20 protein-coding genes and 1 pseudogene are annotated in these 20,078 nt (G+C 34.5%); 9 read left to right on the plus strand and 12 right to left on the minus strand.

The features are described 5' to 3' along the window. Window positions 1–120: 120 nt before the first annotated feature. Together CM19_RS02590 and CM19_RS02595 are read right to left on the minus strand one after the other, a co-directional pair. Window positions 121–1,479, minus strand: coding sequence for a vWA domain-containing protein (locus tag CM19_RS02590; RefSeq protein ID WP_048098896.1), 1,359 nt, complete (start codon window positions 1,477–1,479; stop codon window positions 121–123). After that, window positions 1,476–2,633, minus strand: coding sequence for an AAA family ATPase (locus CM19_RS02595; RefSeq protein WP_420804706.1), 1,158 nt, complete (start codon window positions 2,631–2,633; stop codon window positions 1,476–1,478). Before CM19_RS02595 ends, CM19_RS02590 begins: the two co-directional genes overlap by 4 nt. A 355-nt stretch (window positions 2,634–2,988) precedes the next feature. Here CM19_RS02595 and CM19_RS02600 point away from each other — a divergent pair, with 355 nt between their 5' ends. The 5 genes and pseudogenes from CM19_RS02600 to CM19_RS02620 all read left to right on the plus strand — a co-directional run bounded on the left by CM19_RS02600 (window position 2,989) and on the right by CM19_RS02620 (window position 7,415). After that, on the plus strand, window positions 2,989–3,414 hold the full coding sequence (locus CM19_RS02600) for a single stranded DNA-binding domain-containing protein (protein ID WP_048098992.1): 426 nt from the start codon (window positions 2,989–2,991) through the stop codon (window positions 3,412–3,414). Then, window positions 3,411–3,692, plus strand: coding sequence for a PqqD family protein (locus tag CM19_RS02605; RefSeq protein WP_048098897.1), 282 nt, complete (start codon window positions 3,411–3,413; stop codon window positions 3,690–3,692). The genes CM19_RS02600 and CM19_RS02605 overlap by 4 nt, the downstream gene beginning before the upstream one ends. Window positions 3,693–3,716: 24 nt before the next feature. Further along, complete coding sequence (locus tag CM19_RS02610) at window positions 3,717–5,330, plus strand: molybdenum cofactor synthesis domain-containing protein (RefSeq protein WP_048098898.1); 1,614 nt, start codon at window positions 3,717–3,719, stop codon at window positions 5,328–5,330. A gap of 46 nt (window positions 5,331–5,376) precedes the next feature. Further along, window positions 5,377–6,301 (plus strand): annotated as a pseudogene (locus CM19_RS02615) (homoserine kinase). Further along, complete coding sequence (locus CM19_RS02620; protein ID WP_048098899.1) at window positions 6,285–7,415, plus strand: aminotransferase class I/II-fold pyridoxal phosphate-dependent enzyme; 1,131 nt, start codon at window positions 6,285–6,287, stop codon at window positions 7,413–7,415. The pseudogene CM19_RS02615 and the gene CM19_RS02620 overlap by 17 nt, the downstream one beginning before the upstream one ends. Here CM19_RS02620 and CM19_RS02625 read toward each other — a convergent pair. Next, complete coding sequence (locus tag CM19_RS02625; RefSeq protein ID WP_048098900.1) at window positions 7,412–7,726, minus strand: hypothetical protein; 315 nt, start codon at window positions 7,724–7,726, stop codon at window positions 7,412–7,414. The genes CM19_RS02620 and CM19_RS02625 overlap by 4 nt on opposite strands. Continuing rightward, window positions 7,705–8,229 (minus strand): hypothetical protein, encoded by a 525-nt coding sequence (locus CM19_RS02630; RefSeq protein ID WP_048098901.1) that lies wholly within the window; start codon window positions 8,227–8,229, stop codon window positions 7,705–7,707. The genes CM19_RS02625 and CM19_RS02630 overlap by 22 nt, the downstream gene beginning before the upstream one ends. Window positions 8,230–8,534: 305 nt before the next feature. Here CM19_RS02630 and CM19_RS02635 point away from each other — a divergent pair, with 305 nt between their 5' ends. Beyond that, window positions 8,535–9,071 (plus strand): hypothetical protein, encoded by a 537-nt coding sequence (locus CM19_RS02635; RefSeq protein WP_048098902.1) that lies wholly within the window; start codon window positions 8,535–8,537, stop codon window positions 9,069–9,071. Here the strand turns inward: CM19_RS02635 and CM19_RS02640 are convergent. Genes CM19_RS02640 through CM19_RS02650 form a run of 3 tightly spaced genes read right to left on the minus strand, consistent with a single transcriptional unit; the run spans window position 9,042 to window position 10,657 of the window. Next, entirely contained in the window at window positions 9,042–9,575 is a 534-nt protein-coding gene (locus tag CM19_RS02640) for a KH domain-containing protein (RefSeq protein WP_048098903.1), read from the minus strand. The genes CM19_RS02635 and CM19_RS02640 overlap by 30 nt on opposite strands. Window positions 9,576–9,581: 6 nt before the next feature. Continuing rightward, window positions 9,582–10,331, minus strand: a complete 750-nt coding sequence (locus CM19_RS02645; protein WP_052349422.1) for a serine protein kinase RIO — start codon at window positions 10,329–10,331, stop codon at window positions 9,582–9,584. A 5-nt stretch (window positions 10,332–10,336) separates the two neighbouring features. Beyond that, a complete protein-coding gene (locus tag CM19_RS02650) occupies window positions 10,337–10,657 on the minus strand; it encodes a translation initiation factor aIF-1A (protein ID WP_048098905.1) in 321 nt (106 codons plus the stop codon). A gap of 378 nt (window positions 10,658–11,035) precedes the next feature. On the opposite strand from CM19_RS02650, the gene CM19_RS02655 reads away from it, so the two are divergent. Together CM19_RS02655 and CM19_RS02660 are read left to right on the plus strand one after the other, a co-directional pair. Further along, on the plus strand, window positions 11,036–12,877 hold the full coding sequence (locus CM19_RS02655) for a type II secretion system F family protein (RefSeq protein WP_048098906.1): 1,842 nt from the start codon (window positions 11,036–11,038) through the stop codon (window positions 12,875–12,877). 30 nt (window positions 12,878–12,907) lie between these two features. Further along, window positions 12,908–14,644, plus strand: coding sequence for a type II/IV secretion system ATPase subunit (locus CM19_RS02660; protein WP_081801190.1), 1,737 nt, complete (start codon window positions 12,908–12,910; stop codon window positions 14,642–14,644). On the opposite strand, the gene CM19_RS02665 is transcribed toward CM19_RS02660, so the two are convergent. The 5 genes from CM19_RS02665 to CM19_RS02685 form a co-directional block, all read right to left on the minus strand. After that, a complete protein-coding gene (locus CM19_RS02665; protein ID WP_052349423.1) occupies window positions 14,634–15,914 on the minus strand; it encodes a glycosyltransferase family 2 protein in 1,281 nt (426 codons plus the stop codon). The genes CM19_RS02660 and CM19_RS02665 overlap by 11 nt on opposite strands. Further along, window positions 15,914–16,429 carry an inorganic diphosphatase gene (ppa, locus tag CM19_RS02670; RefSeq protein WP_048098907.1) on the minus strand — a complete coding sequence of 172 codons (516 nt, stop codon included), beginning with the start codon at window positions 16,427–16,429 and terminating at the stop codon, window positions 15,914–15,916. The genes CM19_RS02665 and ppa overlap by 1 nt, the downstream gene beginning before the upstream one ends. Before the next feature lie 340 nt (window positions 16,430–16,769). Next, the gene (locus CM19_RS02675; RefSeq protein ID WP_048098908.1) at window positions 16,770–17,324 is read right to left on the minus strand and encodes an HD domain-containing protein; all 555 of its coding nucleotides are present in this window, start codon (window positions 17,322–17,324) and stop codon (window positions 16,770–16,772) included. A gap of 2 nt (window positions 17,325–17,326) precedes the next feature. Continuing rightward, the gene (gene thiD, locus CM19_RS02680; RefSeq protein ID WP_048098909.1) at window positions 17,327–18,658 is read right to left on the minus strand and encodes a bifunctional hydroxymethylpyrimidine kinase/phosphomethylpyrimidine kinase; all 1,332 of its coding nucleotides are present in this window, start codon (window positions 18,656–18,658) and stop codon (window positions 17,327–17,329) included. Then, on the minus strand, window positions 18,651–19,340 hold the full coding sequence (locus CM19_RS02685; RefSeq protein ID WP_048098910.1) for a MoaD family protein: 690 nt from the start codon (window positions 19,338–19,340) through the stop codon (window positions 18,651–18,653). Before CM19_RS02685 ends, thiD begins: the two co-directional genes overlap by 8 nt. A gap of 107 nt (window positions 19,341–19,447) precedes the next feature. On the opposite strand from CM19_RS02685, the gene CM19_RS02690 reads away from it, so the two are divergent. Next, window positions 19,448–19,780, plus strand: a complete 333-nt coding sequence (locus CM19_RS02690) for a hypothetical protein (protein WP_048098911.1) — start codon at window positions 19,448–19,450, stop codon at window positions 19,778–19,780. The last annotated feature ends 298 nt before the right edge of the window (window positions 19,781–20,078 follow it).

The raw sequence follows: 20,078 nt of genomic DNA on the forward strand, positions 1-20,078 counted from the left end.
CATTTACTTAAGGGCGTGATCTTGTATATTTTAGTTATGATATCTATACCCATTCTTCTGACGGAGAGTCTTTTCCTCTTAATCCCTATTAAGATAAAACTTTGAAATAATCTTCTTCTGCTAAGCTTCTACTACTTTTAACAAGTCCTGTTGATCTAGTTTATATACAACTAGATATATGTCTGAAATTCTTCTTAAGTCTGCATTATCCCCTCTCATCATTACACTTATTAAGCTTGAGTTAGAGTCCCTTAATGATCTTCTTACAGTTGTCTCGGCAATTTTATCTTCTCCGTCAGTCAGTATGATAACTTCACTAGCTCCTTTTACATGTCCGTCCTTTATGTCCTCACAAGCTGAAATAACAGATCTGCTTATGTCTGTTCCACCACCTCCTCTAATTTTCCCTATATACTCAATCATCTTTATTACATCCTTGCTTTTGGCATTCTTTATAACCTTTATTAACGGATAGGGTATATTGTCAAAGAATCTGAGGTAGAAATCTCTATTCTCCCTCCTAGCTCTACTGTAAAGTGCAAGGGCTACTGCTTTTGCCCAAAGAATTTTCTCTCCATCCATACTACCAGACTTATCTAGTAACAAATATATAGGACCTAAGCTTTCTTTAATTTGCTTCTGATAGAGAAGAAGCTGACTTTCGGCCAACTTCACGTCAAATAGTTCCTCTGGCATGGCTAGTTCTGAAGGAACTAGTCTTTCTAAATCTGAACCCTCTTCATATCCGAAAAGCTCTCCTCTAGAATAACGTGTAGTTTTCTTCTTTGTAAAACTTCCTAATTTCGGGATCCCACTCAGAAATTCTAGAATTTTCTTTATTTCTGTGTTTCTAGCTAACCTTAGAACCTCATGTATATCGCCTTCAAAATTTAATGAACTTCCTATTCCAGCACCATTTCCTCCAACTATTCTTTGCATACTCCTTACTGAGTTAGCATCCTCTTCAGCTTTAGATAGGGCTTTTTCGTGAACTTGTTTCATCATTTTCTGCAGATTTTGACTTTGTTGCGAGTTCTGTTTTTGTTCGTTATTGCCTTCTTTTCCAGAGTTTCCTTTCATTAAACCATTAAGAATCTGTTCTGCCGCTTCCCTTTCTTCGGCAGATTGAGAGGTTCTCTTAATTTTCTCAAGCTCTTCGATTAGGTTTTGGACATAACTAACAGATAATGCCATACTTACAGCTGAGTTAGCTATAGAGTAATTCCTATTTCTTAGGACAATGTCGGAAGAGAGCATCATATTTAGGAGAGAGTGCTTTATCATGTCTTCCTTGTTAAGATCTGATTTTGACTTCAGTATAGGTAAAGGAAGATAATGTGTATAATATGTGTCTACTAGGAAATCTGAATCCATGTTCAATTCTTTTCCTGAAATTCTCTTTATTGTATAGAGAATTCTATCCCCTCTATACTTGGTTATAGGATCCTCATAATCTATTCCAATAAGATAACCTGTCATGAAAAAATCCCCAGCTTTCTAGCAACTTTATCCAAGAGTTTATCTATCTCGTTATTTACTTCCTTTGAGAACTCCTCTACTTTCTCATCTCCACTCTCTTTACCTAAGGCTGAAACTCTATCCTTAGTAGCCTTTAAACTTCTTATTATATCAACCAGTCTTGGATCTGACTCGTTTGCTGCATCAACATATTTACCTGCCTCTTTTATATTACTATATATTTCGTTTAGCTCTCTCATATACTTTATTGGTGTCTTCAGTTCTTCAGATAGAAGAGCTGAAACTTTCTCAAAGTCATCAATCTCTCTCGGTGCAATGTACTTCAATACGATCAAGTCTTCCTCAGTCGCCTTTAACCTCGCATTTAAAAGCGCGTGAGCAGCGACTATTTTTAATACCTTACCCTTTCTTCTATCGCTTAAGTGAATTCCTTTCTCTTCCAACATAGCATATAGCTTAAGTAGCTTGTTCTTTACTTGAGAAAGATCAACCTCTGTAAGATAACTATAAATTGCTTCCAGATCACTTACGCTCATAATAGGAGAGCTTACCTTCCATTTATTTGAAAATTCTAGATCCCATGCAGAGTCAATTAAGTTTCTCCACATCTCTTCTCCTACTGGTCTAGCGTAATGTCTTAGAAGCAATCTATCGTATAATGCCTCAAGTTCAGGTTCGTCTGGCACTCTATTGCTGGCACTTATTAACGTCTTTAGAGGGACATCTATTACGTTATATCCATCATAGATAACTCTTTCGTTAAGTAATGAGAGTAATGCGTTAAGTATAGCGCTATTTGCGTTGAATATTTCATCTAAGAAAGCTAACTCACTTTCTGGAAGTCTATCCTTAGTTATTCTTTTGTAAATACCTTGTTTAAGCGCACCAATATCCAAAGCTCCAAATAATTCTGCGGGTTCTGTATACTTAGTTAGCAAGTACATGAAAAACTTTGCATGCAATAGATCAGCAGCTCTCCTAGCTAGTGCAGACTTAGCTGTACCAGGCTCTCCTATCAATACTACGTGCTCTTTTGTTAGAAGCGCAAGAGTAATTACTTTAGCCTCCTCTTCCCTTCCCACAAATGGCATCCAAAGGGCTTCAAGGAATTTTCTGGGGAGTTCAAGTACTTTATTATCCACTATTGCTCCCATATAACTTATAGTTTGCATAGCTTATAAAGAAAGGTTAAGTTATAATCTAACGAAAGTTATGAATAGCTTACGAAGTTTAGTGTAGACTAAAAATTTTTCCATACATGTTTATGTTTAGAATTGACACAAATTTATGAAGAGAATTACTAACTAATGTGTTATGGAGCAAGTGCGATTTTTTATTCAGTATACTACTTTCTTTTTATAATTCTTAGTGAAAGGGAATAAAAGAGTTCTAAGCTAAACATCAATTATTCTAGAGATCTTTAGATTTGTTCCGCAACACAAAGCATAAACAAGATTTAAATATGTGATTTGCCTTAATTATTTAACAAATAACGTGAGTTCGGGAGTTATGGATGAAAAAATAGGTAACCTAAAGGCAGGAATAGAAAATGTAAATGTAACCGCACGTATTCTTCAAGTAGGAGATGAGAGATCCATTCAGACGAGGAATGGACCAAGAACTATAAGAGAAATAATGGTAGGGGACGAAACTGGTAGAGTAAAGCTGACTGTTTGGGGATCAAGAGAAGAGGAATTAAAAGAAGGCCAAGTAATAAAGATAGAAAATGGATGGACAACCGCATTTAAAGGTCAGGTCCAATTAAACGCTGGTAGTAAGTCAAAGATCTCTGAGGTAGAAGATGGACAAATACCAGAAGCTGATGAAATCCCTGAAAATATACCAACCGATAATTCACCACCACCTAGGAGAAGTTTTAGAGGAAGAGGAGGCGGTGGTTTTAGAGGAAGAAGACCTAGAGATGAGGAAGAATGAATTTTCTAGATGTAAAGGATAGAAAACCACAAAAATCAGGAGAATTTATAGATAAGGCTGAAGAAGGAGATAATTATATAATTAAATTATCGGAGGATAAGGTATACGAGGTAGCTCCGATAGCTTACTATATATGGGCAATGTGTGATGGAGAAAAGACTGTGAATGATATAGTTGAAGAAGTAAGTAAAGAGGCAAATATAGAGTTCGACCAGTTAAAGGATCCCATAGTTCAAGTATTAGAACAGCTTCAGCAGGCTACGCTTATAACGTTATAAGGTATTTTTACATTTAATTTTTTTATGAGAGCTATTCTTCCGGATAATTCCTTATTGTCAGTTGAGGAAGCTCTATCCAAGTTTGTTCAAGAGATGCCTCCAAAAAGGGAAATTATTGAGGTTAAAATTGATAATGCGTTAGGGTTGGTAGCTGCTGAAGATATTTGGTCGAATATAGATTTACCTCCTTTCTCTAGGTCTACTGTTGATGGATTTGCCGTTAAATCTTCTGATACACCAGGTAGTTTCAAGATTATTGGAAAGATAGGAATAGGTGAAGCTAAGGAATTAAGAATTGAAAAAGGAGTTGCCGTAGAAGTGGATACTGGGTCAATTTTACCATATGGTGCAGATGCTGTAGTAAAAATAGAGGATACAAGAGTTAACAATAATATTTTTTTTATAGATAAAAAAATTCCATTTGGTCTAAACGTAGCTTGGGTTGGTAGTGATATAAATAGGAATAGCATTATAGTTAGGGAAGGAAATAAAATAACTCCTGAAATAATATCGCTCCTTGCCTCAACTGGAATTTCAGAAATAAAGGTCTTTCGCCCTCCAAAAATCTATATTGTGAGTACTGGAAATGAGTTAATTAGCTCTGGTGAAGAGTTATCCATAGGTAAAATCTTTGAAAGCAATTCATATTATTTGTCAGCAGTTTTAAGAAAAGACGGTTTCATTCCAGTAGGAAGGGAAGTAGTTAAGGATTCCAAGATCGAAATATGGGATGCCATAAATAGAGGATTAGAGAAAGCAGACGTTGTTCTAATTACGGGAGGTACAAGTGCGGGTGAAAAGGATTACGTTCATCAGATAATAAGGGAAAAAGGTAAAATCGTAGTTCATGGTTTGCGGATTAAGCCTGGCAAACCGGCTATTCTAGGTATAATTGAAGGTAAACCGGTATTTGGAATTCCAGGTAATGCAGTAGCAACTATAATGATTTATGGTAAATTAATAAGAAACTACTTAAGTCAGATGGTAGGCGAGAGAACTTATGAGGAAGAATCAACTATAGCCAGACTTTTATTGCCAGTTAAAGCGGACTCGAAACGATTTACATATATACCAGTGTTTCTTGTAGACGGTTACGCTATTCCAGTAAGATTTGAGAGTTATATGATAGGAACATTTACTTTAGCTGATGGATATATAGCTCTTAATCCCGGAGAGGAAAAAGCAGAAGATGAGGAGGTTAAAGTTATATTAAACTCTAAGGAAAAGGATCCAGTGATCTTAGGGGAAGAAGATCCAAGGTTAATGAATTTACCATTTAGGAAAATTCTATTAGGTTCATATCCGGCATGTAAAGCTTTAGAGAAGGGGATAGGGGATATTCTAGTTATAAGCTCTTTTACGTGTAATCCAGAAAAGTATAATTTTTCTATATCTAGAAAAATAGTATCGAATGGAACAGGGGATGAGATAGGTTATGATGATTGGATCGGCATTAGCAAAATAGTAAAAAATCCTTCTGTTAAATTAAAATCACCATCAACTGCTCCATACTTTTTAGGTAGAGCTAAAGTGATAGCCCCTGAAGGATATATAACAGGAGAAGAAATAAATACAGAGACATTATACATTATAGTGAAAAAGGGTAAGGAAAAATTCTTGGAAGGAATTTTTAGATAAGACTTCTGCAAGGTAATCTTAATATTATATTAAGAGAACTCTGACTATGTCCATACTTAGTAGAGCCTTTTCAAGTTCTGCGAATTTAGGTTCTGGATTTGACATTCTATCTGTTGCACACAATGCATTCTTTGATGAGGTAATCGCGGAAACGTCAGAAAAAAAAGGAGTAACAATAGAATCAAATTCAGGAGTTCCCCTTTCAGTAGAAGAAAATTCGGCCGGATATGCCGTCAAAACGTTACTTGAAGAGTTAGAACTCAAAGAAGGGATAAAACTAAAGATAAGGAAAGGCATTCCATATTCTCTAGGTTTAGGAAGTAGCGGAGCGTCAGCAGCAGCTGCTGTAGCGTCTGTTAATGAGTTACTTGAACTTGGTCTTTCAAAGGAGAACTTAGTTAAATATGCGATGGCAGGAGAAATAGCGAGCTCTGGTTCGCCTCACCCAGATAATGTAGCAGCAAGCATATTTGGTGGCGTGGTAGCTGTAACCTCAACTAATCCGATCTCAGTAATAGAGGTTCCAGCTAATATTCATGTTAAATTTCTCCTAGTTATACCATCAGTAAAAGTGGAAGAAAAAACTAAAAAAGGCAAGGGAAATGCTTCCTCGAGAGATTCCTCTAAAGTCCTACGTTTCTAATTCTAGATACTTATCGTCTCTCCTTTTAGGTTTCTTTAAAGGAGATAGAAATCTTATAAGACAAGGTTTAAACGACGATATAGTAGAAAAATCTAGGGAACCTCTTTTTCCTCACTATAGAAAAATAAAAGATATAGCATTAAAGTTAGACGCAGTGGGTAGTTGTGTAAGTGGTGCAGGTCCTTCGATTCTTGTAGTTTACGATGAAAAAACCAGGATAGATGAAATTGAAAAGAAATCCATAGATATATGTAAAGAATTTAATTTACAATGTACTCTAAAGAGGGCTGAAATAGCCGGAGGTGTAAACGTTGAAAGAAGGAACTAATATAGTAAGGGAAGATATTGATGAAGAGACCGGAGCTATAACTACACCTATTTATCAAACAACTGCCTATTCATTTCCCCAAGGAGAAAAATATAGGTACTCTAGGGAACTTAATCCAACAGTTTTGGAATTGGGAAAGAAGATAGCAACATTAGAAGAAGCAGAAATGGGAATTGCATTTTCTTCAGGGATGGGAGCAATCTCTACGACATTACTAACTATTCTAAAACCTGGATCTTCTTTGCTTGTAACTATGGACATGTTTGGAAGATCTTTGCGCTTCTCATCAGATTTTCTTAGGTCTTGGGGAGTTAACGTTGAGGTATCTAAGCCTGGAAATGAGAACCTGTTAGAAATAGCTAAATCTGGAAAATGGAATGCAATATTCGTTGAGAGTATAACAAATCCATTGCTAAGAGTGGTAGACTTGGATTCTCTTTCTAAAATATCTAAAGAAAAAGGAAGCGTATTAATAGTAGATTCAACTTTTGCTACTCCGGTAAATCAGAAACCACTTGAATTTGGAGCAGATATAGTTGTCCATAGCGCATCAAAATTTATTTCAGGTCATAATGATGTAATTGCAGGTTTAGCTGCTGGAAAGGCTGACATATTATCAAAGGTTGATTTAATGAGAAGAACGTTAGGGACATCTCTAGAGCCTTCACCAGCATATCTAGTTATAAGAGGAATGAAGACATTAAAAGTTAGAATGGATGTAATAAATAAAAATGCCGAAATAATAGCGGAATTCCTATCTGATCATTCGAAAGTAAATAAAGTGTATTATCCAGGTTTAAAAAGTCATCCAGACCATGAGATAGCTGTCAAAATGTTAAAAGGTTTTGGAGGAGTTGTCAGTTTTGAAGTGAAAGGAGGAAAAGATGAAGCTATTAAACTTATGAAATCTACAAAGATTATAATACCGGCCCAAAGTTTAGGAGGAGTTAACTCTCTAATTTCTCATCCAGTTACGATGAGCCATAGAACTCTTACACTTGATGAGAAGAAGACTGTTGGCATTACTGATTCCTTACTCAGATTATCAGTTGGAATAGAAGATGTTAATGACTTAATAGATGACTTAGATAGATCATTAAATAGCTTAAGCTAAATAATAGCCTTTATTTCTCTTTTTATCTCATCTTCTAACATAGCCTTTATTTCTTGCCTGTGAAGTCTTGTTAAATGAAGGAAAAGTCCTCTCTTTGTAAAAGGTCCCTTATTACAAAGTTTACAATAAAGCAAGTGGTTATTCTCATATGAGAGCCAAAATGAAACCTTATCAATTACCCTTTCCGCCATACTCTTAGAGGAAAAACCTACAGCTTTTACTACTTCATCATCCTTTAACTTTATCAATGAAGCCTTTTTTGCCGTTATATCAATTAGCTTTTCCGCCGTTATTGCAATTCCGCTGTCCATTTTTTCCTCACTGCCGCAATACCTATTGTTAAAACCAGTAAGCTTAGTAAGTTATTTACTTTTTCTCCGAAGTTATTTGTCTCTAGGTAATTAGAGAAATAATTTATATCTACGCCCAAAGATCTTAATACTCGTTCTATTCTTACTTCTAAGTCTGCATAGTCATATATTATTTCTCCATGTTCGATGGAGTTTTTAACCTCTATAGCTTCATCTAGAGTTGTTCCAAGTTCATTTTCACTGATTTCAGGGAAAATTCCTGTTAATTTCTTTTTTATCTTGGAACCTAAGACTTCAGCTAGTCCGGGCTTATAATTTATAGGAAGCATCTCATTTATCCATGCATCAACGTATTTTATCACTGTTAGATCAACATCTTCTGATTCACCTTCTAATTCCTCAACTATAGATGCTGCAGCAACGATATGGGATAAGGCACTACCAACCCTCATATCTTGAGGGAATGTCTGTTTAACTCCTGTATCAATGCTCAACTTTTCCACTATTTTTCAATCTGTACATTTGTCTGTTTAAAGGCGAAGTTCATATAATACATTCTAATGAATCGGCTTATTTCCAAGAACTGGCATGAGAATACCTTAAGTATAGATGGCAAAACCTTTTAAAGTAATAGAAGTTTTCCTCTTTTTCTTTGGCATCTCTCACAAGATCTGAAGTCTTCTGCCCTTTGTATCATATTTAACTTGATACATGTTCAAGTTGTAAATTTCTCTCTCTTTGATAGAATATAATCTTCCAAAATACAGCATTACAAAACATTTTTATTTTATGGCAATAACTCTATTTCGTGGATTCCCTTAAGCTTCTAAAGGAGGAATATGGAATATCCGATGATGAATTAGATTTCGCTATAGGAAGAGCAAAGGGAATTGTACTTGGTTTTGCTATGGAATTTAGGGCAAGAAAAATTCTTGAAGATATGAATTTTGTTAATGTTAAGTCTGTTGATCTTCCTACGCATGATATAGAGGCTGAAAAGGATGGAGAAAAATTTTTCATAGAGGTAAAGGCAAGCAAGAAATCGCCTACTAAGGAATATAGCGCGTATAAAATAGCAATGATAGCAAAGCTTAATGGAACGCATCTTACTCTTTTAATGAGACCAAATCCAAACCTTCTTTATACTAAAGATATATTAAGCGAGCCTAAGAGAATTTTATTAGAATTCTTTAAATTATTATTTTCTAGTGATTATGAAGATTTAGAGCTATTTCTAGAGGACTACAAGAAAAGAAGTATTGTGGCATCATACGGTAAAGTAATTCAACACTATGTTCAGGAAATGAAGTTAGGTTCACTTGAGGTCCTTAAACCTGTTCTTTGAAAACGCTATTAACTCGGCTTCAGCCTTATCAAGATATTTGTAAACAGTTGAGTGTTCCTTCCCATCTATTAACATTTCAATAGCCCTTCTAGCTATTGGTACTTGCTCTACTAAACCTAAAATAGCTATGCTATGCTTACTTATGGAAATATTGCACCCTGTGTATTCTTGAATTATTTTCTTTGCCTTACCATTCTCTCCTATGACTCTTCCTTTTATTCTTCTTATGACTGAGGGATTATTCCCAAAGCTCTTCTTCAAATCTATGATATCGAGGTAATATTCATCTGCCAATAATTTTAGAGCTTCATCTAGAGTAAAATCCAGATCTATCGCGTTAAATACGGATACCACTTTAATTGCTTCATATGCATTACCCTTTGGATTTACATTGAAAGTCTTCAATCTATCATCATATATTATTTCTATATCAGTCATCTGTTCAAGCTTGGTCGCGATATTCCTAGCCTCATTAAGCTTCTCGTCTGAAACAGTTACAAACATTTTTCCTCATGTAGATATCCATACACGCTTTAAAATTTCTTCAGAATCATCAACCTCTACTCCACAGCTTTCAAAAAATCTATTTATATTATCTATATCTCTTTTTAGTAACAGTTGAGAATTTTCATGGTCTATTGTTACACTCTGGCTAACATCTATAATGTACTCTTTATTATTCCATATCATTACGTTATATTCACTCAGATCTCCATGCACTAAACCAGCCTTTTTAACCATCAGTTCAACTTGAAGCAAAATGTTATCGTAAAGCTCACGTGAAACTTCATCCTTAGATATCTCCTTAAGAAGAGGTGCCCTTATTCCATTATCGCCTATAAATTCCATAATAAGAATATTTTCTCTTACACCTATAGGTTTAGGAACTATTATCCCGTTATCATGCATTATACTGAGATTCTTGAATTCCTTTTTTGCCCAAATGGATATTATCTTCCTTGTATTTGATGTTTTTAAATTTGAGAATCGTCTATCTGAGAAAGCATATCTCTCAATTGCTCTTTTTGAGGCCGATGTTGTTGTATAATAAATTTTAACTGCGTAAAAATTTCCATTGTAAGTTTTTGCAGGATATACTCTAGCTTCCTTACCTGAAGATACGGCTCCCCAATATTCTTCTATTTCATATTTTCTTGCTAAATCTTGAAGAATAAGAAAAGTTTTTGCATCAATTGTAGAATCAACTACTTTAAAAAGATCTTTATCCTTTAATCTCTTTTCCTCTTTTCTTTTTTCCAAGCATTCTAGCCTCTTAATTGATCTATTATATCCCTTGTAACAACCTTTTCTTCAATTAGCCTTTTTAACTCATCGTTCATATATCTATAGGTTATATCTCCTTTATCAGACTGAAAATCCCATGGTGCTACTAGAACTACATCTCCTTCCCTTATCCATACTTTCTTTCTCATTCTTCCAGGTATCCTAGCAGTTCTTTGCTTTCCATCTACACAAAGTACAACTATATGCTCAGCACCAAGCATTTTTTTCACTACGCAAATTACTTCTCCTTCCGAAGGCTTTACCACTTCTCTGACTGGCGTTGGTTGTTCTTTTTTAGGCAATTAATTGACCACCATCTTAATAACAGTTAACACGAATAAAAAACTTACAGAGTTGCTACTTAGCCCTAAAAAGGGCTATTTGTTCTTACTCTTATTTTTATTCCTACGATCTAAGCAGTTTAACTCAAGCCGGGAATGTGGCGTACCAAATCTAAAGATCATTGAATAAATTGACGCTGGTTCAGAATTCTTTTTATCTCTATGGAGGTCAAAGGCAACGGTAGTTCACAACATGTTAATTATTATAGTTGATAATAAATATTTTTATACATTATTTAGGATGGTTATAAATAGTAAATTTTCAATTTATTATTATTAACCTTTACTAAATGAAAATAGCGAGACATTTATACCTCTTTTCTATATAAATTAAATGATATGGCCTTTAAGTTAAGGAAAACAGCCAGTAATAGGCAAGAGAAGTCAACTAAAACCTCTATTTCTCTTTATCTCTCGTTCTATAATCTTGGTATTGTTAAGTCTATAGCTAAAGGAATTCAGGGAAAGCTTCTAAAGGCTGGGATTAGCGAAGATCCTCAGCTATATGCAGCTAAACTATTCTTCTTTTTGCTATTGTCGATAGTAATGGCTGTCTTTCTTACTGCAATTGGTATATTTATTTTTGTAAAATTCTATCTTCTATTTAGGCTAGCTAAATATCTAGTTTTATCCATGATGATGATAATGTTTGGTATAATAATTCCGCCTACAGCGTATTTGGCAATAACAGCGAATATTTCTCAAACTATTGAAAATAGGAGAATCGGCTATGATGCGGAGGTAGCTCCTTTCTCTTCTGTGTTTATAATATTCTTGAAGGCAGGACTTGCTCCAAGAATAATGTTTGAAAAATTATCTAAATCATCAGCGTTCAATTTCGTCACTCAATATTCAACCTATCTTACTAAAAGAATGAGATATCTTGGCGAAGGTGTAGAAGATGCCATAGCAAACTCGGTAAAGACTTCTCCTTCTAAGTTATTAACTGATTTCCTAATGACATACGTTACTGCAGTGAGGACAGGTGCACCAGTAATTGAGACAATGGAGTCAAAGGCAAAGGATATCTTAGAACAGTTAAAGCTAAAGGCTAGTTTAGCTTCTGATAAGCTTTCTGGAATAGCGGAAGTATACGTAATTTGGTTATCTTCAGGATTTATAATGTTCTTCCTGACAATTATTCTTCAAGGGGTATTTCCTCAACTTCACTTTATTCCAGACTCGATCCTTGGAGTCTTAGCTGTAGTTGTTCTTCCCTTGATCAACTTGATCTTTGTTTATGAAGTGGAACAAATCCAGCTAAGATTTCCTGATAAGAAAGTTAACTATAGAATATTTTACATTTCATTCGCATCTGGAATCGTAGTAATGCTTGCTATATTAGCAGCTGAACATCAGCTCGTAGAGTTCTTTACCTTATCAGGGGGTCTTGCTGATGTAATTCCTGTTTCTGTAGCGATTACTATAGGATTACTAGTTGCTTCTTTACCTCCAGCTATTATATTAACGAGAAAACTAAGGGCTGGAACGGGTTATGATCCATATGTTGTAGGTTTTCTGAGGGCCATTTCAGAAGGTGTAAGAGCAGGCCTACCTCCTGAGACTGTAATTAGGAATATAAAGGATGCCGCAGAGATGGGAAAGTTGAGAACTATTTTACAGGAAATATATGGATATATGAGACTTGGATATCCATTAAAAGATGCATTTAAAAAAGGTTCAGAAAAAATTATGGACTTCTCCTCGAAAATCGCATTAGTGTCCTTAGCAGACATGATTGAAATAGGTAGTATGACTCCAGAGACGGTTGAAAGTATAGCCGATCAAATAGATGCTCAGATCAAAATAAAAAGGGAATATGATGAGAAAGTGAAAATTCTCCTAGCGACACCGTATGTCGGAATAGTGTTAGCCTTAATAGCCTCCCTCATTTTAGGTTCAGCAATACTCGGATTAATAAGTGGTAATTCCGCACTTACATTTAGTTATGGGCCTTTGGCTTCCGCATCTGTATATCTACCTAAGGCAATATTTATCACAGCTATTTCATCTATATTTAATTCATTCTTTGCTGGATTTCTAGTGGGTAAACTTTCCTCGGGTAAAATAGCTTATGGTTTCCTTCACTCTGCTATATTAGTAGCAATAACTCTAGTGATGCTGATTGTTCTAGTTCACGTTCATTTCAACTTTATGTCATCATCACCTGCAAGCCTATAACTTATATAGAAGTAAAACAACTCTTTTTTTATGGATATTAAATTTCCAAAGGTATTTAATTCTGGTAAGGCTTCTTCTACAAGTGTCAAAGTGAAAAAATCGTTATTTAGAGATACTAAGCTTCCAATTACTTTAGTTCCATTATCTGCTCCAATTGAGGAATTAACGGAAATAATTTCCGATTATGAAATTGATATTCTAAATTTTTTACCAGAGGATATTAGGAAGTCATTTGAAAGATCTAGTATTGAACTGGCAATCGCTAAGCCTCATGTATTTATTACATATGATCAAGAGAAGGGAACATATAAATATGTATTAGTTGAACCACCTATAGATATACAAACGTTTGATCTTTACACTTTTTTGATCACAGAGATAGAGAGATCGCTTCTAGATAGATCTGATATAATAGATCTAGGAAAAATTATCCTTGAATCGGATATAAAAAGAAAAGATCTCAAGATAATTGAGGGAGAAAGAGGTGGAATAAAGTTACTTAGTACTAGAGCAAAAGTAGGAACTTACTATCTTTTGAGGAATATGTTTGGCTATAATATTTTGACTCCGCTTTTAGCGGATTATAAAATAGAGGACATCTCTTCCTCCGGATTAGATCTACCGCTTTTTGTATATCATAGAGACTTCGAATATGTTCCTACTAACATTACAATAAGGGAAAAAATGGGAATAGTTGACTTAGAGGTTAACGGAAGAGAACTAATGGATGAACTTGTTTTAAGGCTAATATCGTTAGCTGGAAAAACAATATCAATAGCTAATCCAATCGGCGATGGAATACTTCCAAAAGGAGATAGAATCGCAGCAACGTTTAGGACTGAGGTTAGTGCTAGGGGTTCATCTTTTGTAATCAGAAGATTTAACGATAGGCCTATAACGATTCTAGACTTGATAAATTCTGGAGTTTTATCGCCACAGGTAGCTGCATACTTATGGTACGGAATTGACTTAAGGATGTCTTTCATGGTTATAGGAGTAACTGGAGCTGGAAAGACAACAATGATGACTTCAATCCTTAACCTAGTTAAAGATTCAATGAAGATAGTTTCAATAGAAGATATTCCAGAGATAAAATTAGCTCAAGATAATTGGGTTCAACTATATGCGAGAGAGAGTTTTGGTACAGGTAAAGAGGTTAGTTTGATGGATCTATTGAAATTATCTCTACGATATAGACCAGACATGATTGTCGTAGGAGAGATAAGAGGTGCTGAAGCATACGTTCTATTTCAAGCTTTATCTACTGGACACGGAGGGGCTACAACATTCCATGCATACGATACAGATAGCGCCATAAAGAGGTTAATGAACGAACCACTAAACATACCGAAGGAATGGGTTCCAATGATGAATATGGTAATAAGTGTTAGGAGGCTACCAGTATTTATAGGGGATAAACTTGTCCTTAGGAGAAGAGTTGTTGGTATAGATGAAGTAGTGACGTGGAGTGATTATAGAAGGGTAGTTAATTGGGATAGTAAGCTAGACAGTCACATCCTTGATCTAGATAGCGCTAAGGTATTCAGGACAAGGTTAGAAGAGTTAGGAAAGGGCTTAGATGAGGTAAAGGCAGAAATAGAGAGAAGATCAATGTACCTTAAGTTGCTTGCATCTTCTAAAGATATAGTTCAAAGTCCAGATAGCTATAGACTTGTGAAGAAATATATTGTCAAGTATAGCATAAGGCCAGACGAGGCATTTTCGGAAGCTATGAGAATGTCATCAATTAAGGCTATTACTCCATGATGAATATGGATATAGATAAAAGAAAAAGCATGATACCTTGAAGTAAAGAACCTAAGTAAATATCAATAAAAGAAAATAAAATGAGTAAATATTGGAAGATGTATAATAGAAAAGGTTTTACATCTTTTCGTTTATCTTTAGGAGTAACTTTCCAATCGCTTTTAATTCTGATCAAACCTTGAATATAGCCAAAGAACGAACCCCATATAGTTGCAGTAGCTGTTCGAAAATCACCTTTTGCTTTAAGTATTAATGAATATATGCCAATAGATATAGAGTATAGAATAATAGTAACTAAGAGTATAAGATCTGGTATTTTGACAATTGGATCTATAGTTGAAGTTAAAATAAGCATAAAAAGGAAAAACGAATAAATTCCCCATTGATTAACATAGATTATTCCTTCAATTCCCTTTAATCCAAATTTTGCTAATCTAAGAGATGAAAAAAGTAGTTCACCTGACCCATATGCCCATCTCTTTATTTGTTCATACAAGTCAAAGATACCAAGAGGAGAAAGAGTTGACACTTCTATATCATGTATATAATCTATTTTTATACCGTGCATTACACATCTGATTCCAAGATCCAAATCCTCAGTCATTAGACCTTCTCTCCACATTAATTTTTTCATTGCGTCTCTTTTAATTGCTAATGCAGATCCATTAGGAAAAATAAATAGACCCTTTTCCCATCTTGAAAGAAACATTGATTTCATCGAAAAATCTGTTGTTTTTGCGTAAGCCATTCCTAAAGGAGAATTTAGATTTCTAACGCTAAGTTTTAGTGCAATTGCCTCTCTGTCTTTTAGCATTACAGCTATTTTTGATAAAAAATACCTATCAACTCTAGCTTCTGCATCGAGGAAAACTAGATATTCTCCTGAGGCTTTGCTTATCCCAAAATTTAACGCTCCTGCTTTTCTTCCTTTTCTCTCATCTCTTCTAAATAAGTGTATTTTATTTCCCTTAACTTCAAGGAGAATTCTCCTGAAGTAATCTTCGTCATCGTCACTGATAACTATTACTTCGTAGTTTTCATAATCTAAGCTAGACAAATTCTCAAAAAGTTCTTCGATTATATCAATGGGTTCGTTCTTAATTGCAACTATTATTGATATTTTAGGACTCCTATTCAGAGATTGATATTTATATAGAATTTCCTTTACGCTCTTATAATAATATACCTGCAGAAGGAACCAAGACGATGAAAGAATGGAAGATATAATGAGCAGAGTAGAAAATAGCAAAGATAAAATTAAAAAACCCATTATTTATTTATCCTCTCCAGGCCTGACTTAATCTCGTTAATAGCTTGTTGGTAAGTTCCCCATCCTGAAATTTTAACCCATTTACCGGGCTCAAGTTCTTTGTAATGCTCAAAGAAGTGAATTAGCCTGTTCTTCACCGCTTCAGGTAAATCATTTATATCCTTTATTTGTGAAAATGTTGGATCTACTTTCTCTTTAGGTACAGCCACGATTTTTCTATCTATCCCTTCCTCATCTTGCATAAATATCATACCTACTGGTCTAGCCTCTATAACAGTTCCTGGAAAGAATGGGTAATTACTAATAACTAGAACGTCCAATGGATCGCCATCTTCGCTTAATGTACCAGGAATAAATCCATAGTTGAACGGGTAAACCATGGAAGTGTAAAGAATTCTATCAACTTTAATTATGTCCTCCTCCTCATCATACTCGTATTTTATGTTCGAACCCATTGGTATCTCTATAAAAACATTGACTAAACCTGGCGCTTTTGAACCAGCTGTTACTTTCATGAGGATTATAGTGAAATCCAATAGTTTAAAATTTATCTTAGTAAGTGTCAAGTAGGAGAAAGACTTCAATCGATGAAGATTAGATAGATTAATTATAGAAGATATATATAAAAACTCCTTTTATAAAAATATTCTTTTTTTCGCTATAAGATCAGTTTTGACTAATGTTCAAGCGAAATGGAACATTACTCATGCAACAATGAAGTTACAACTGAAAGCCTCGCTCTTCAGAGCGGGGAGGAGGTCAGATGGTGGATCTCTGTTCAAGTGTTATGTGTGCCCCAATCTTGAGATGATGTTAGAAGATCGATCAAAAGGCTGGAGTTAGTTCACAGAATGTTCAGCCCGTTTTTTCATTTTGTAAAAAATTATACACACCAATGCTCTTCCATAGATCTCCTAGTAAGATAAAAGGTTCTGAGTTTAAAAAATTTCTAATTTCTACAGCATAGCTATCACCAATCTCAGAGACATCATATCCTTTCTTTGAATATCGTTTCGTCTGCAGATAAGTAGATAACCTGTCAGAAAGTCTAGCTATCTTTCCTTCTAAAGTTATTGTTTTTTTATATTCTATAAAGAGGTCTTCTCCAATTCCTAAACTTTTAAAGGCGTCTAATTCTGCACTATATTTATCAATCCTTTCTGAAGCCCATTTAGGGAAATCCCCCAGTAAACTTTCTCCCGCATCATGAAAGAGCGCTATAGTTGATGCTCTTTCAGGATTAACTTGGATCCCCTTTTCCTTAAGTTTTAATCCAATAACATAAGCTAGAACGGCACTTTCAAAGCAGTGTTCTGCAACAGTTTCACCTTCACTTCCTGGAATTCCTTTTTGCATCCATCCGGTTCTAACTAAGTTTTTAAGTGCTATAAGCATCTTCTCGATTTCCATACTTAGATGTTATTGCATACAAGTTTTAAGCTATCCATCATCTCTTCAATATCTGAAGTCCAAAACCTTATCATAGCTTCTTTACCCTTCATTCCTCTATCGAAGATTATCTGAGGGACTCGTCCGTAATTCTCTTTAATATATTGAATAATCCATTGCATCGTTTTACCTTCACCATGTTGAGGTTCTTTTTCTCTATTAATTTCAATAGTTTCATATCCAATATCTTTAAATATCTTTAAGATATTTTCATCAAATCTTAAGTTAATAAGTGAATTTGCATTCTCTTTAAAATTTATAATAGATAAAAGCATTCTGGCTGTATGTGTCGGATTTCCAAAGACTGCTGGAAAACCTACTTTTACTTTATTGTTCCAACTCTTACTAATCCGACCTCTGTAAGTTGCTATATCGTTAATTCCGTCTACGTATTGAGGGGGTATAGAGTGTGCAAAGTTTGATTGAACCTCGGGTATTAGCGTCCAAAAGCGTTGAAGTCCTTCTATAAAGTCTCCAAACTTTATCATTTCTTCAATAACTGAAAATTTAAATGATTTCTTTTCTAGGGATACTAAAGGATCTATTGGGCCTATTCCTTTACCTATATTTAAGCCGTGTAAAATAGCATCTTGAAGAACTCTTCTGGCCTCAAAGAAGGCATTTTCAACGCTCTTACCTTTAGCTATTTCTGCAGCAATAACTGTAGAAAATACACTACCCGTCCCATGAGTATCCTTAACATTAAGTCTTGGATATCCAGCCTTTACCACTTCCTTTCCATTACAGAGCACGTCAAAACTATAATCTGAACTAATATGTCCTCCTTTAACTATTACATACTCTATTCCAAACTCATCTCTAATCTTTTTACACGCATGTAAAGCGTCCTCTAATGAACTAATGTTCATTCTGGAGAGAAAAGATGCCTCAATAGCATTTGGAGTCAAAACAGTGGCTTTTTTTAAAATTATTCTCTTATAATCATCAAGATCATTAATCAGTTGAGTTCCATCTTTAGCGTGAATTACTGGGTCAACTACTATATTACTCGATACTTTGTCCTCTATTACCTTAAATTGATGGCTATTATATACCATTCCTATTTTTGTTATTTTAACCTCAAAATCTTGGAAAATAATTTCTATCTCCTTAGATAGAAATAGTGGATCAACGGGTATTATGCCAAAGATTCCCATAGTGTTTTGTGCCGTAATTGCTGTTGGTGCGAGTACTCCATGTACACCTCTAGACTCAAAAGTCTTCACATCAGTCTCAGATCCTGCTCCATTACCTGTGTCTATTCCAGCTATTGAGAGACCTACTGGCTTATTCACCCCTTTTCACCCTTGTATTACCCGCGACCACCCAAAAGTCTCCATCATCTCTAACCTCTAGTTTCCATATACCAGTAGTATGTTTTACTAATTCAATTCCTTCTTCTATAGCACGTATTGCGTCCTTCCTTCCCTTGCCTAAACACATAATTAATATAACGTCATCCCCAGGTTTCATATTAGATATCGCGTGGATTATTTTAACCTTAATTAAGTCTGGATATTTTTTAAGTAAGCTTTCCTCAATCTCCATCAATCTTTTTATTGTATAATCTTCATAGCTTTCATATCTAAGCTCATATACTTCATGATTATCAACCTTTCCTTTTACAAAACCTAGATAAGTTACCATAGATCCGGCTTCAGGAGGCGCTTGAGATCTAAAATCCTTTATTTCTTTTAAAAAATCGAATTTTCCTTTAATTAATTCACCTCCTGCAGGTGGGGGTAAAATCGCTATTTCATCTCCATCAGCTATTTCTTGTGAAATCGATCCGTTGACTAGAACTGCGATATTTGTTCCTGCAATACCTTTTTCTAAAATTTCTTCCATTTTCTTTCCATATTTGTTGATTAGTTGTTTTTTTAAGCAAACAATATCTTTACATTGGGTTTCAATGATCTCTTCATTTTTCCCAGTAATATCCTTTATAAATGCAAAGTACTTAATTCTTATCTTCATATTACTCTCTATCCTTTTTTCCGTTGAAAATATAAATGAACTCCTCTGAGGATGACAAGATTTTGAACCTGTTAGGCACAAGTAGTTCAAATAGTTTATATCGAAAATTGGATGAAATAGAAAATATGCTTAGAATAGCATTAAACGAAAAAAAATCTAGAGAAAGGACAATTTGCGAAGAAATTCTTGATAAAGGATTCATAGTAGTTGAAAGAGTGAATAAAAATGTTCATCCAAATCTTAAGATAATAGAGCTGGATGGAAAGTATCTGGTTACATTTTTGGATACTATTCAGATTCTAGATCTATTTTTTGAGAAGGGAGGAGCAAATCCTGAAGATATTATACCAAAGAGATTACATCCCTTCCTTAGTTATCTAAAGAGAAATGGGTTAATATATTATGATGGAAAGAGACAAAAATATGTTTTTATAACTTAAAACTAATTTATTTTTTAAAATCTAAGTAAACTTTTATGTTGATGTATATTTCATGATATGAAAATCAACAGTTATACTCATTATCTAGCCAAAAATAATAAAATCCCTTTGTCACGATATAGGCGAGTTTAAAATATGGTAATTATATAATTAAACTAGTTAATCAAGGTTCAATGAAACTCTCAATATATATGATATACATATTCCATTTTCAGAATTAAAAATAATAATTTAATATTTCTTAGATTAACTATCTTATTCATTAAATAAGGGCTAATCTAACTTTGAGAAAGGTAAA

Source organism: Candidatus Acidianus copahuensis, from assembly GCF_000632495.1.
Classification (GTDB): Archaea; Thermoproteota; Thermoprotei_A; order Sulfolobales; family Sulfolobaceae; genus Acidianus; species Acidianus copahuensis.